13 protein-coding genes are annotated in these 13,605 nt (G+C 45.6%); 8 read left to right on the forward strand and 5 right to left on the reverse strand.

The features are described 5' to 3' along the window. Nucleotides 1-512: 512 nt before the first annotated feature. On the reverse strand, nucleotides 513-941 hold the full coding sequence (locus tag ACFQ0C_RS32505) for a small multi-drug export protein (RefSeq protein ID WP_258211517.1): 429 nt from the start codon (nucleotides 939-941) through the stop codon (nucleotides 513-515). Between the two features lie 268 nt (nucleotides 942-1,209). On the opposite strand from ACFQ0C_RS32505, the gene ACFQ0C_RS32510 reads away from it, so the two are divergent. The 6 genes from ACFQ0C_RS32510 to ACFQ0C_RS32535 all read left to right on the forward strand — a co-directional run bounded on the left by ACFQ0C_RS32510 (nucleotide 1,210) and on the right by ACFQ0C_RS32535 (nucleotide 8,798). Beyond that, a complete protein-coding gene (locus tag ACFQ0C_RS32510; protein ID WP_379373129.1) occupies nucleotides 1,210-2,169 on the forward strand; it encodes a carbohydrate ABC transporter permease in 960 nt (319 codons plus the stop codon). Next, the gene (locus ACFQ0C_RS32515; RefSeq protein ID WP_258211515.1) at nucleotides 2,166-3,002 is read left to right on the forward strand and encodes a carbohydrate ABC transporter permease; all 837 of its coding nucleotides are present in this window, start codon (nucleotides 2,166-2,168) and stop codon (nucleotides 3,000-3,002) included. Before ACFQ0C_RS32510 ends, ACFQ0C_RS32515 begins: the two co-directional genes overlap by 4 nt. 237 nt (nucleotides 3,003-3,239) lie before the next feature. Continuing rightward, on the forward strand, nucleotides 3,240-4,865 hold the full coding sequence (locus ACFQ0C_RS32520; RefSeq protein WP_379373132.1) for a sensor histidine kinase: 1,626 nt from the start codon (nucleotides 3,240-3,242) through the stop codon (nucleotides 4,863-4,865). Next, the gene (locus ACFQ0C_RS32525; RefSeq protein WP_379373134.1) at nucleotides 4,843-6,483 is read left to right on the forward strand and encodes a response regulator transcription factor; all 1,641 of its coding nucleotides are present in this window, start codon (nucleotides 4,843-4,845) and stop codon (nucleotides 6,481-6,483) included. Before ACFQ0C_RS32520 ends, ACFQ0C_RS32525 begins: the two co-directional genes overlap by 23 nt. Before the next feature lie 90 nt (nucleotides 6,484-6,573). Next, complete coding sequence (locus ACFQ0C_RS32530; protein WP_379373136.1) at nucleotides 6,574-7,887, forward strand: ABC transporter substrate-binding protein; 1,314 nt, start codon at nucleotides 6,574-6,576, stop codon at nucleotides 7,885-7,887. Nucleotides 7,888-8,030: 143 nt separating this feature from the next. After that, complete coding sequence (locus tag ACFQ0C_RS32535; protein ID WP_379373138.1) at nucleotides 8,031-8,798, forward strand: Cof-type HAD-IIB family hydrolase; 768 nt, start codon at nucleotides 8,031-8,033, stop codon at nucleotides 8,796-8,798. 52 nt (nucleotides 8,799-8,850) lie between these two features. On the opposite strand, the gene ACFQ0C_RS32540 is transcribed toward ACFQ0C_RS32535, so the two are convergent. Together ACFQ0C_RS32540 and ACFQ0C_RS32545 are read right to left on the reverse strand one after the other, a co-directional pair. Continuing rightward, entirely contained in the window at nucleotides 8,851-9,078 is a 228-nt protein-coding gene (locus tag ACFQ0C_RS32540; RefSeq protein ID WP_258211510.1) for a cold-shock protein, read from the reverse strand. Between the two features lie 58 nt (nucleotides 9,079-9,136). Beyond that, nucleotides 9,137-9,583 (reverse strand): ester cyclase, encoded by a 447-nt coding sequence (locus tag ACFQ0C_RS32545; RefSeq protein WP_379373140.1) that lies wholly within the window; start codon nucleotides 9,581-9,583, stop codon nucleotides 9,137-9,139. A 154-nt stretch (nucleotides 9,584-9,737) separates the two neighbouring features. Here ACFQ0C_RS32545 and ACFQ0C_RS32550 point away from each other — a divergent pair, with 154 nt between their 5' ends. Beyond that, nucleotides 9,738-10,211 (forward strand): MarR family winged helix-turn-helix transcriptional regulator, encoded by a 474-nt coding sequence (locus ACFQ0C_RS32550; protein WP_379373142.1) that lies wholly within the window; start codon nucleotides 9,738-9,740, stop codon nucleotides 10,209-10,211. Between the two features lie 2 nt (nucleotides 10,212-10,213). On the opposite strand, the gene ACFQ0C_RS32555 is transcribed toward ACFQ0C_RS32550, so the two are convergent. Further along, the gene (locus ACFQ0C_RS32555; RefSeq protein WP_379373144.1) at nucleotides 10,214-11,494 is read right to left on the reverse strand and encodes a DUF2515 family protein; all 1,281 of its coding nucleotides are present in this window, start codon (nucleotides 11,492-11,494) and stop codon (nucleotides 10,214-10,216) included. Nucleotides 11,495-11,672: 178 nt separating this feature from the next. Here ACFQ0C_RS32555 and ACFQ0C_RS32560 point away from each other — a divergent pair, with 178 nt between their 5' ends. Continuing rightward, nucleotides 11,673-13,253, forward strand: coding sequence for a copper amine oxidase N-terminal domain-containing protein (locus ACFQ0C_RS32560; protein WP_379373146.1), 1,581 nt, complete (start codon nucleotides 11,673-11,675; stop codon nucleotides 13,251-13,253). 138 nt (nucleotides 13,254-13,391) lie between these two features. Here the strand turns inward: ACFQ0C_RS32560 and ACFQ0C_RS32565 are convergent, their stop codons facing one another. Continuing rightward, nucleotides 13,392-13,595, reverse strand: coding sequence for a type II toxin-antitoxin system antitoxin (locus tag ACFQ0C_RS32565; RefSeq protein WP_379373148.1), 204 nt, complete (start codon nucleotides 13,593-13,595; stop codon nucleotides 13,392-13,394). Nucleotides 13,596-13,605: the final 10 nt, after the last annotated feature.

Raw genomic sequence — 13,605 nt, forward strand, 5'->3', positions numbered from 1 at the left:
AGATTTTTTTATGTTTTGTCCATGAAAATATAATATATAATTACATAAATAGTAAATTATACAATTAATATTTGTGTGTTAGCTTCGATGCAACGCTAGTGGAAATGCTCCAGCTAAATAACCACTTTTGGAGAAAAATCACCGAAAGGTGTGGAATTAACTGGATGATTTCCTGTTATTTAACTAAATCCTTCTCGTAGCCTATAATTAGCATGAGGATAGGATTTCCCGTTAATTCTGGGGACCCGCCATGGCACTCCTGTTTAGAATGGCCAAGTGCCGATATTGGAGCAAAGGGGCTGTCCCACACGGAAAACAGGTTTTATTATTTCACCCGTCTACCGTATAGGAAGCATATCAAAGGTTGTCAGTGAATGAGTCAGTCCCAAACTATGTACAAAGACGCCTCCAAAACCACTATGTAAGTGGGGATGGATGCGTCTTTTTGTAGAAAAATTCCCATTATAGTGGAGGTTCGAAAATCCGGAAACGACTTTTGGGACAGCCTCTGATCAAGTTAAAGTCATAATCCCAAAAGCTGCCGCTGCGGTAAGTACAGCACTCCAAAAGGCAATGCCAATTGTCATCCATAACATTAGTTTACCTGGCTTTGCCCCGAATGAAACCCCAATTGCTGCACCGAGAGGCGCCCCGGTAATAAGCGGTGATAAGAAGCCAAGGCCGATAATACCGTACTTTCTCCAGATACGGGACATGGTAGTTTCTTTGCGCTCGTTTTTTTGCTGAAACCGGCGTACCAACCAGCTGCGGATGGATTTACCGAAGAAGATAATAATCGCCGCTGCAGCGATCGAGCCGACAGCACTCCAAATTGCGGTTAAGACGGGTGGCAGCTTCAGGGTGAAACCTAGTGGAATAGCAACCCACAGCTCCAAAATTCCAGCCACCATAACGGAAAACCATGCTCCTATCTCATTCATCGCAATCATCCTCACTTTTATTTTCTTAGGAGTAAATACGCAATAGTCTACCAAAAGTGACAAATAGCTTCAAATTGCGCATGGCCTCGGCCCGGGCGCGCGTTGCGGCGTTGCATGGAGGTCGGTCCCCACGCGCAATACAACTTTTTTCGTAAAAAATTGAAAGAAATTGTTCATCTCTCTGCTACAAGCATGTATGAGTCCCCTCTATACTGAAAGTAACAAACAAGTGCTCCAACCAAAATATAGAATAGAGGTGGGTCAATCAATGAATGCCCTAAGCCGAGATACCGCGGCGGCAGCAAGCCGTCCTCATACCGCTCGTCAAACCAAGCTGAAAAATCACAACCAGGCAGCCTTAGCCGGTTATTTATTCATTTCCCCATGGCTGATCGGTTTTTTATTTCTCACCTTATGGCCAATGCTGCAATCATTGTACTACTCGTTTACAGACTTTTCGCTCTTGGAGCCTGCCAAATGGATTGGCTTGGACAATTATAAGGAAATGTCGAAGGATCGGTTCTTTTACAACTCGCTTAAAGTGACCTTTGCTTATGTTCTGTTTTCTGTTCCGGCCAAGCTGTTTGTAGCCCTCATGGTGGCGATGCTGATGAATCGCAAAATTCGCGGTATATCTTTCTACCGTACGTTTATATATCTTCCTTCTCTTATTGGTGGAAGTATCGCGGTTGCCATTCTTTGGAAAAATATTTTTGGCATCGATGGTTTTGTCAATCACATTGTTCCTTTGTTCGGCATTGATGCGAAAAACTGGATAGGAACTCCAGAAACCTCGTTAGGCACGCTTATCCTGCTGCGCTGCTGGCAGTTTGGCTCGGCGATGATTATTTTCCTGGCAGGGCTGAAGCAAATTCCGAATGAGCTGTATGAAGCTTCTTCCGTGGATGGCGCGTCCAAGCTAAGGCAGTTTTTCAATATCACACTTCCAATGCTGTCTCCTGTCATTTTATTCAATGTTATTATGGGAGTTATTCAAGCTTTTCAAATGTTTACCTCTGCTTTCATTATTACCAATGGAGGACCGCTCAACTCAACGGAAGTGTATGCACTTTATTTATATCAGAAAGCATTCACCTCATTCCACATGGGCTACGCTTCAGCTTTAGCTTGGGTACTGCTAATCATTATCGGTATAGCAACCTCAATCAATTTTATCGCTTCGAAATATTGGGTATTTTATGAGACTGAGGCAGGTGATAAGAAATGAGATTAAGTAATCGAAGCAGTCGATTGTGGACACATTTGATTTTATTGGCGCTCAGCCTGCTCATGGTTTATCCGGTTATATGGTGGATTGGAGCCTCTTTTAAATCGAATCCTGAGCTTGCACTGCCGACCTTATTTCCTTCGGTATGGATGTGGGAAAACTATACGCTGGGCTGGAATGCGCTTCCGAAGTATACATTCACCTATTTTTACTTGAACAGCTTCAAGCTGAATATTACGACAACGTTGCTCACGGTTCTTTCCAGCAGCCTTGTTGCGTTTGGCTTCGGACGTCTGGAATTCCCATATAAAAAGCTGTGGTTTTCGCTGCTGCTGCTAACGATCATGCTGCCGGGACAAGTCACCTTGATCCCCCAATATTCGATGTTTCATTCCTTCAACTGGGTGAACACCTACTTGCCATTCATTGTGCCGAGCGCTATGGGCAACGCCTTCTTTATTTTCCTGCTGGTGCAATTTATTCGCGGGCTTCCAAGAGAGCTGGACGAGTCGGCCAAAATGGACGGCTGCAGCTGGTTCGGGATTTACTGGAGAATCATTATGCCTCTCACGAAGCCTGCTTTAGTCACGGTGATGATTTTCTCTTTCCTGTACGGGTGGGAGGACTACTTTGGCCCCTTAATTTACCTTAACTCTGTGGATAAGTATACGATTCCGCTTGCGCTTCGTATGTTCGTAGATACACAGTCGGCAACGGCTTGGGGTCAACTGTTGGCGATGTCCCTGTTATCGATATCTCCTCAAATTCTTGTCTTTTTTGTAGCTCAGCGGCATTTCGTTGAGGGGATTGCCACGACAGGTCTAAAGGGCTAAACTAAGAGAATTATAGGGCAAAAGCTGCGTGGAGGGTGAGTCCTGACAACGCGGCTTTTTGTCTCAAGGAGGAGCCCACTTCTGAAAAACCCTATTAAAAAATACCGTATCGACTACATCCTGTCGGGCAGCCTCACCGGTTTCTTTATTTTATTATTGGCCATTGTTTGCTGGGTAAGCTATTCCGTTTCGTCTAAAGAGCTGGCGGAAAATACATCCGTATACCAGCAGGAGCTGATGAGTGAGCTGAATAAGCAAATGATGCTGCAAATGCGTACTGTGGAACAGCTGTCATTGGTTATTTCACGCAATACCGAGCTGCAGCATTATTTGAATGTTCCGGTGAGCGACTTCTACACGAAGCAAAAAGAACAAACCGATTTGCAAAAAGTGATGAATGAGCTGATCAACAGCACCCCCAGCCTGCAGTCGATGGCGATTTATGTGAATCATCCTACATTTTCCGATCCCAAGGAATATGTCAGCTTCGTGAAGCATAGCGATCTGCTTGCCGAGCCTTGGTACTTGCAGGTTGAGAGATCTGATTTCACTTGGCTGGGCGAACGATCCATCGAGACGACCCAGGGTACACAGAATGTGGTTACATTCGCCCGAAAGATTTACTCCAGTACCTTGGAATACCAGGGAGTAGTGCTGCTTAATGTAAAAGCCAAGGTACTATATACCATGATGCTTGGTGAGAAGCAGACGGCTCATCGCTACTTGCTGGATTCCGGCGGCAGGCTGATTATGGGTACTTATAATTCGTTGTACACAGAGCTTAAGCTGCCTGAGATGTTGAATGTAGCTCAATCGGGAACCGGGTACATGCACAAGAAACGCAGTGAAAGCGGTGCGTATGAGGATTATTTAATTGTATGGGCCAAATCATTTAATGAAGGCTGGATTATGACGGAGGTCACTCCTTGGGAAGTCATAGCTGCCGGCAGCTTTAAGCTGGCTATGACGATTTTCTGGATTGGACTTGCATCGGTTTTGGTAGCGGTATTATTTACATTGTATCTCTCGCGCAGCTTTACAAAACCGATTCGTCAGCTTCTACAAGCGATGGGGAAATTTCCGATAGAGCTGAAGCAAGTGAATTTGCCTGATGATTATAACAATGAATTTGGCTCTATGTTTAATGGTTACCGCAGGCTGATGGAGAGGATAGAGGATTTATACCGCAGCCTGGACCATGAGCATCAGAGACAGCGTAAAGCGGAAATAAAGGCATTGCAGGCCATGATTAACCCGCATTTTCTGTACAACACGCTGGATCAGCTTAATTGGATGGCGATAGATGCAGGGCATGAACGGATGAGCCATGTGCTGGAGCTGATGGGCCGAATGTTCCGGATAGGGCTTTCGAACGGGGAGAGCCTGATCACCCTGGAGCAGGAGCTGGAGCATACGGAATGCTATTTGCAAATCCAGCAGCTGCGCTGGGGGGATGGTTTAATGTACAGCATTACGATAGCGGACGAAGCTTTGAAGAATTTGTATATCCCCAAGCTTACGCTTCAGCCGTTTGTAGAAAATGCAGTCGTTCACGGATTTCATCGCAGGGAGCATGGCTGTATTAGGATTAGTATTGAGCAGGATATCCAAGGACTTTATATCCAAATTGTGGATGACGGAGTTGGTTTGAAGCCGGATTGGAATCGCCAACCGCGCAGAGCAACCGGCGGTTACGGTATTAGGAATGTCCGGGAGCGGATCGAGGCGTATTTCGGTAGTCCGTATGGTATTACGATTGAACCTGCCAATGGAGGCAGCGGGACGCAGGTAACCCTGCGGATTCCAAGGCTGGAGCATGACGATAATGGAGGAAATGACCATGTGGAAAATAGCCGTCATTGATGATGATAGGGCCGTACTGCAAGGCATGCGTAAAATCATTCCATGGGAAGAGCTTGAGGCGGAGCATGCAGGTGAAGCGATGGATGGACAGCAAGGCTTGAAGCTCATAGGTTCGGTTAATCCCGATATTGTGATTACGGATATTTATATGCCTCTTATGAATGGCTTGGATATGGTGGAGGAGCTTCGTAAAATTGGCTACGATGGGAAAATCATTATTTTAAGCGGTTACGCTGATTTTGAATATGCCAGGCAGGCACTGCGTTTGAATGTGGATGACTATTTATCCAAGCCGATATCGGTGCAGACCATTAAGTCCGTTTTGGAAAAAGCGATAGCACAGCTGGAGGGAGCGACTGTTCATAAGCTGGAGCAGCATCAGTTAAAGCAGAAGCTGATGCAATATGAACCGTTTGTCGAGCAGGAATGGGTAAAAGCTGTAGTAACGGGCAATGTAAACCTGGTTAAACCTTTTTCTCCTTCTGTTCAAGGACTGCTTCCACATGGAGATGATGCTTCCGATTTCCTTGTGATTGCCGTAGAGATTTTACGGACCGTCCGAGTTTCCGAAGTATCGCCAAGTGATTTCAATTTGTTCCGATTTGCTGTCGGCAATATATTGCAGGAGGTTATTTCCGCTGATTGGAAAAATGCGAGGTTAATCGAGCTGCATAGTCAGCATATGGCTGTATTGCTGCATGCACCGCATGCTGAAAGGGATGAAGGAATGCTTCGAATACGCTCGCTATGCGATAGTATGATGAAGCATGTAGCGGATTACTTGAAGGTGCAGCTGGAAATCGGCATAGGCAGCTGGAAGGGGCGTTGGCAGGAGATTGCCGATTCGACAGAAGAAGCCTTCCAAGCTCTTGCAGCCAAGCGGCATGCGCCAGTCCCTGGCTTGCCCATGTATGAATGGACGAAAGAGCAGGAGCTTTCGGACAATCAGTCTGTATTATTGCAGCCTACGGAGTTACGTCCGGTCCAATTTTATCAACAGTTGGGGGAAGCAATCCGACATCTGCAAGAGCCCCAGATTGAGGAGGTTATCGAACGGTTCTTTCAGCAGCTGGAAGGAGCCGGAAGGATCACGGAGACGGATGTTCGCAATCTGGGCTTGGAAACCTGGGCAATCCTGACGTATTCGCTTCTTGATGCAGGAGTGCGTGTAGCAGAGCTGTTTGATACCGCCCGATTGAAGGAGGAGGTTCAACAGCTGACCGTACCTGATAAACTGAAGGCTTGGTTGTTGGATAAGGTGTCCGTTATTTGCAAGCTGTCAGGAAAAAGCGAGAAGCTGAAGCATAAGCAGGCGGTTGATTTCATGGTTCAGCATATTCATGAGCATTATGCAGAAGATCTTCACTTGAGCGAATTGGCGGAAAAGGTATATATATCGCGAAATTATTTAAGCACTATTTTTCGACAGGCTACGGGTGAGACCTTCAATAACTATGTGACTCGTGTCCGAATGGAGAAAGCAAAGAGCATGATTCTGGAGGGCCGTTGGATGATTTATGAGGTGGCAGAAAGGGTCGGCTACAAAAATGTGCCGTATTTTACAACCTTGTTTAAGAAGCATACAGGAACCAATCCGACAGAATTCGTAAAAAATTGAAATAAATTGTGCATCTCTATTCTACTCAATCGGTTCGCTGCTTGGTACGATAAGCTTATTAATAAGAACAGAACCGAAAGGGGAATTCGTATGAAATCTGCACGTAAGCTCTTAGCAGTCGGGTTATCTTCCATGTTGGCTGTCTCTTTGGCGGCATGCGGTGTCAAGGAGGAGGCTAAGCCAGCTCAGCCGACAGCTTCTCCTAACGCAACAAACACGGCAACAGACAAAAAGCCGGTGAAGCTGCGTATTATGTGGTGGGGGTCTCAGGCTCGCCATGATGCAACATTGAAAGCGCTTGATTTATACACCAAGAAAAACCCGAATGTCACCTTTGAACCGGAATACCAAGCTTTTGACGGATACCTGGACAAAATGTCAACCATGGCCGCAGCGCGTAATTTGCCGGATGTGATTCAGACGGATGCAGCGTGGATAAGCGATTGGGGAAGCACAAACCGGCTGATGGATCTGACCAATGCCATCAATACTAAGGATGTCGATCCAACTCTGCTTAATACCGGTAAATATAAGGACAAACTCGTAGCCATACCTCTCGGAAATAATGCCTTTGGATTGGTTTACAACAAAGCGACTGTAGAAAAGCTCGGCATTACTCCGCCTAAGTACGGTTGGACATGGGATGAATTTTTCAAATTCGGTATAGAAGCAAAGGCCAAGCTGGGTAAAGATAAGTACGTGTTTAAGGACTTAACCATTGATGGGCTTTATGACACCTATCAATTAGCTAAAGGCAAAGGCTGGCCTAAGGCAGAAGGCAAATTTAATTATGACAAAACCACATGGCTTGACTGGATGAACAAATTTGCCGAAATGCGGGCAGCGGGAATCGTACCGCCGGCGGATGTAAACGTTTCTGACAAAGGAGCGGACGCCAAGTTGGATTTAATGGTGCAGGATAAAATATTGCTTCGAAATTCACATGCTGCGGAATTCACGGGTTTTGATGCATTGAAGCCTGGACAATTGGCTTTGGTGACCATTCCGCAAGATAAGAAAGCGGGAGGCTGGTTGAAGGCTTCCATGTATTGGAGCGTCAGCCCGGACACGAAAAATGCGGAAGAAGCCAAGAAATTCATAGACTGGTTCATCAACGATACGGAAGCAGCCGATATTTTGGGAACCTCCCGCGGCGTTCCTGTTTCGAAGAAAATTGTTAGCGGCTTGGAATCCAAATTTACGCCAACCGACAAAGAGGGTATTGAGCTGATTAACAAAACCGCACCTGACGGACAAACCTTCTACCCGGGTCCAGGCTTAAAAGGTGGCTGGGACAAGTTTGAGAAGGAATATACGAACCTTGTACAGCAGATTATGTTTGGCAAGCTTACACCGGAAAAAGCTTGGGACGAAGTTGAAAAGCTCGGCAAAGAAATTAAGTAATAGCAGAAGCCATTTAGTCCTTAGGGGCTGGATGGTTTTTTGCAGCTTATAACCATGAGTTTCCCGTATGTTAATCCTTGTCCCACAAATGGAATGCGCTCTGCTATAATAAAAGGCAGAATACATAAATGAGGTGACAGAGGATGATTAAGTTAGCGGCATTCGATGTGGATGGAACTTTAAGGGACCGGGATTATTTGCCGGAATCCACACGAACAGCATTGCTTAGATTGAAGGAGCAAGGAATCGCATTGGCCTTATGCACAGGACGCAGTGAGTATGAGATGCAATCATTGTGGAAGGAGCTTGCTATTGATTGGGCCGTGACATGCAATGGCAGTCATATTGGCCACCAGGGTAAGACCGTTTATGGAAATGCATTTCCCAATGAAACGATAATCGGATGGCTTCAGGAGGCCAAACGATTGAATCATACCTTACTTTTATACGGCTCTGAGCTTATGTTCACCAATAAGGAGGACTCGGAGTACTTCCGTCAGGCACAGCAGGAGATTGGATTCATGGAGCCTGTGTTGCTGCAGGATAATGACGAGGTTCCTGATATATATCAGTGCATTATTTTTTGTGAGGAACAGGATGAAACAAGCTATCTCCAAGAATACAAAAACAGCTACTACATTCATCGGTGGCGTCCATGGGCAGTGGATATTAATCCCAATGGGATGAATAAAGCAGTGGGCCTTCAGAAGCTGCTAGACCATCTTGGCCTTGATCCGAGCGAAGTTGCCGCTTTTGGCGACGGGCTTAACGATTTGGAGCTAATCGAATCTGTAGGTACCGGCATTGCGATGGGGAATGCGTGCGAGGATCTGAAGGAGAAAGCAAGATTCGTTACCAAATCGTTGCATGAGGACGGTATTGCTTACGCAGTGGAGAAATGGATTCTGTAAGTATTTGGATATGCATAAAAAAGCTGCTATAAGCAGCCAAGAAGAATAAGGTCTAGTGAACCCAGAGCGTGTCTTCGGGTTTCTTTTTTTTCACAGCGGTGTGCTTTTTCACCAGCTTGGGCAAATGCTTGACGCTGCGGATCATCGATTCATTGCACAAGGGGCATTCAGGAGACGGGGAAGAAGTCAGTTCTTCCCGTACCCACGCCTTACAATCCTTGCTTCTGCATCTCCAGACGGGCACAGGGAACAGCTCAGGCTTTGAAGTATCTGTTTGCAAGGAACCTCACCTCCCGTAGTAACCTTCCCATTAAGATTACCCTTCATCCAGCTTACAATTAGTCTCGTTTAATTTTGCAAGCATTGTCTATGCTGAGCTGGGCGCCAATCTGCTGCAGCAGTGCAGCTGTGTCGAACAAGGCCCAATGCTCGGCAATTTTTCCATCAACCAGACGGTACTCACGGTAGACGGTTGCTTCAACAGAATTGCCGGTTGGAGCAGTGCCGCGGAATGTGCCGCTGTGCTCGCCGCGGAGAACCATTCGCACCATTACCTTATCCCCTTGGGCGATTATCTCCTGGATCATGGATTGTTGGCCGGAAAAGGCGCTGTTCAATATGCGGCCCATTTGCTCTAAACCTTCAACCGAATTGGGAGTATATGCATGATCCCGGTAGTCCTCTGTAAGAAATTCCTTGGTGCAGTTCAATTCCTGTTTGTTCCAAAAGCGTTCGATAAAAGAACGAACGGTTTCTACATTCATTTGCTCTTTTGCAGCTAACATGGATAATTCCTCCTGAATGATCACTCACAAGCTGGAGTGATTCGTAAATTTAGTCAACTTAATTGACTATATGTTTTATGGTATAATGGTTTGGGGAAATTGTCAACTTAATTGACTAAAATTTAAAGTTTATTTATACAGGAGGTAACTAACAATGGCAGAATCATCTTCAGGAAGCTATGAGCTTGCGATTCTTCTTGGACTTTCGTTTAGTGTTGTAATCGATGAGCTGCATCAACGGTTGGCAGGGATGGACTTTGATGATGTGAGGCCCGCCCACGGCTTTCTCTTTCAACGCATAGCGGCAAGAGGAGCTACAGGCAATGAAGTGGCCGAGCATCTAGGCATTTCTAAACAAGCTGCAAGCCAAATGATCGATTATTTGGAGCGAAAAGGATATGTTGCAAGGCAGCCGCTTCCGCAGGACGGGAGAGGCAAGCTCGTTGTTCTAAGTGAGCGCGGCTGGGCTTGTGTCCGGGCTACAGAAAGTATCTTTAGCGAAATGGAACAACGTTGGACAAGCCTCCTGGGAGTCGAGCGAGTGGACATGCTTCGGCTGGACTTGAGACGCCTCGTCATGTCCACAGGAGACGGTAAGACGCCTCCGCGGTTCCGACCGGTATGGTAAGCTTATTTCCATATATCTCCGGCTAGCACGGCCAGTTCGATTTTGTTCAAGCCCAGGCAATGCTCATGGGTCATCTCGAATGAAAAGGGCGGCTGAACTGAAGCAAGATAGCTTAAGCAGCGTCCTCTGTCATGTTCAAACCAATCGCCTGGTTCTGGAGGGTCTACGGCATAGTTATGCCAGGCATAGGCCAATTTCGGGCTGTACAATGGCGAAGCGCCGGATTTCAGTCTGCAGCCGTCAAGTCTTTCCTTAAGCAGGCCTCTTGGAACAGGCGCTGTTTGGCGAACAGAGGAGAACAGCTGCGGCCAGTAATCCGCTCTTGAGGCGGTATGAAGCCTGCTGTTGGCAAACCGCTTTGCTCCTTCATAAACAACAGGAACCCCGAATAAAATCGCATACAGCTTTTTTCCCGTCTCAATTCGTTCAAACAAATTTTTGAAATTTTCCAAGATAAGACCGGCCAAGTGCATTTTATTTCCATCTACATAAGGAAGCACGACTTGGTTGAGCTGAAGCAAGGACTGGGCATTGAAAAACAATGTGTTAAGGACCAGATCACGATACGTGGGATGCTGAATAATCCGATGTTCTATATAGTGCTGCTCATTTACGATCAGAGCTTGGGTCAGAAGCGCGGAATCCGATTGTACCCAGAACAATTCCCAGACTGGGCGCATAAAAGCTGAAACCTGTAGGTGGGGGAGCAAATAAAAGAGCGGTGAGGCTGCACGTCTGCTGGCGGAGTAGAGCAAGAGCTGAGGATAAGCATCATGAAAGATAAGGCCATTGGCACGCTCCAGCAAGGCAAACACATTCCCAATTTGGGCTTCGTTAAGCAAATAAGGAAGCATCTCGCCTCGGAGATCGGTCATATTCCAGCCGCCATTGCGTGATACCATATGCGCTAGAAAAGCCCAATGAAGCTCTGGATGAGACTTGAACATGTTCAAATAGGCTAATGTCCTTGTTACATTATTTCGGTTATGACGGGCGGTGTCTTCACGGATACGCTGAACCAAAGCTTGATCTGAGGCAGTTAGAGAAGTTACAGGAGCGCTTTTAACAGGGCCAATTGCGGGCTGGTGCATATTTTTAACAAGCGTCCGTAGAGCCGCGACATGCTCAGGCTGGATATGAATTCCTTGCATGGAGTTTAATTGACTGCTTTCATACAACAAGGTAGCTGTTTTACCCTTCACCCAATGAACAAGCTCCTGTGGAATTTCGGTTAGCTTTTGCAGCAAATCCATCCCATTCCAGCGAAATCCCCCATCACCCATTAATCGGATCAACCCCTTAACTTAAAGGATTAGGTTTTTATTTATTTGAAAAAAGGACTATCGAAATGACTGTCGTAATTAATTTATGTAGCTACAAGGAAACATTTTACTAATCCGAACGTATATATCTATGCGGAAGCAAACTCGTACTTATTCTTTTAATTTATGGAGGTAAGCAATGAATAACAGGAATAAACTAACATGGATATCTCTTTTTCTAGTTGTAATGCTGATTGTGCTTGCAGGCTGTCAGCCGGTTAACGGATTGGATCTGAACAAGGTCTTCCAAAACGGAGTCAACGTAAAATCAGTGCAAGGAACACAATCGTTCACGGTGGAGATCACGCCAAATTCATCTGTTACACCAACAGCGGACGAACAAAAGATGCTCGACTTGTTCAGCAAAGTTAATCTTACTTTAACTGATATCAAGCAGCAGGATCTTACCCATTATTCAGCAAAAGGCGTATTCGAATACAAGAAGGGACAAATTCCGTTCCAAGTATACATGAGTGATGATGGGTATGTTATCTTAATCGAAGGAGCTAAGAAGCCTATTGTTATACAAACAAACATGGCTGGCATGCAACAGTTTAAAGAAGGTTTGTCTCAGGAGCTGGAGCAGCAATTCAATGATTTACGTAAAAGAGCAACGGAATTCGCACCTTCTATAGTGTCTTATTTTATAGGCGTTGCGCCAAATCCCAAAACAATTACCGTTAATGACGGTAAAGCAACTATTCATAATGAAAATTTAAAGGGTAAAGACATCCATTTGGAAATTAAAGGCGGCGACTTGCTGGAGCTTGTAAAAGGGTTCTTAACGAATGTGCTCGCTGATGAAAAAGGATTGAAGGAGCTGCTTGGACAAATTTATGATCTTTACGCTCCACTTATGAAGCAAACGATTAAGGAAAGCAACCAAGAAGGCAACCCTTTTAACGACACTATAGCACCTTTCCTTAACAACCGGACACTTGCTATCGAATTTTCTTTTACAGCCATTCAAACTTATTTGAAACAAATGCTTGATAATTATGATCAATCCGTACAAGAATTAATGAGTTCCCCTGGCGGAGAAAATGTGAGCAAAATATTAAGTGACTCGCAGTACTTGAAGATGGATTTATTCGTTGACAGTGAGCAGACGGTGCGCAAATCCAATATGGAGCTGGGCTTCTCAATATCTGATAGCACAAGTACTGTCAAAGGGATCAAGATCAATACTACCAGTGAGGTCTGGGATATAAACAAGCCTGTAGCAGCTGACAAGATTGATACTTCCAAGGGACAATTAGAGCTTCCGACGCTGGGCAAGCCAGGCAGAATCATTTCTGTTGTGGACCCTAAGTCCAAACTGTACACTTTGCTTAAAGAGGACATTAATATTACGAAAAAAGAAATCAATATGCTTATGGAAAGCCATGATGATTATGCTGGAGATTCCTCCAAGCCATACAATAGCAATGGTACGATAATGGTTCCCGTTCGTTTTGTGGTCGAACAGCTGGATGCTGATGTGGCATGGGAACAAGCTACGCAAAAAGTAACGATCACCGACCTTGTGAGCGGTGTAGTAATCAATCTTAATGTCGGAAGCAAACAAGCAACCGTGAATGGAATGATCAAAATGCTCGAGAAGGAATCCGAGCTTACTAACGGTTCCACTTATGTGCCGATTCGTTTCATTGCCGAGAGCATGGGCGCCAAGGTCAATTGGAATCAGGAGCTGCAGATGGTAACTATCACACGTGATTAGTCTGCCCTGAAAAATGGAATTCATTACATGTGAATAGAAATATTTTGGAGACATCTTCATAAGAAAAAGCCTGATTCCGCCGGATCAGGCTTTTTTCTTATGAAGATGCGGTTGGAGGTTCTGAGAGGTTTACCCGAGCTATTCCTTTAACTTATCCCGGCTTTCTATGTCTGCAATACCGGGAGGACGTGGGCCGGGCAGCCGACCTGCACGAGATGCCGCTTCACGCAGCAGAAATTCGATATGTCCGTTGACACTGCGAAACTCATCATCAGCCCATCGTTCCAGCGCTTCATATAGCTTCGGGTCCAACCGCAGAGCAAAATTTTTCTTGGCAGCCATGGGGGCTCAG

The organism is Paenibacillus sp. GCM10027630, from assembly GCF_042676305.1.
Lineage (GTDB): Bacteria > Bacillota > Bacilli > Paenibacillales > NBRC-103111 > Paenibacillus_S.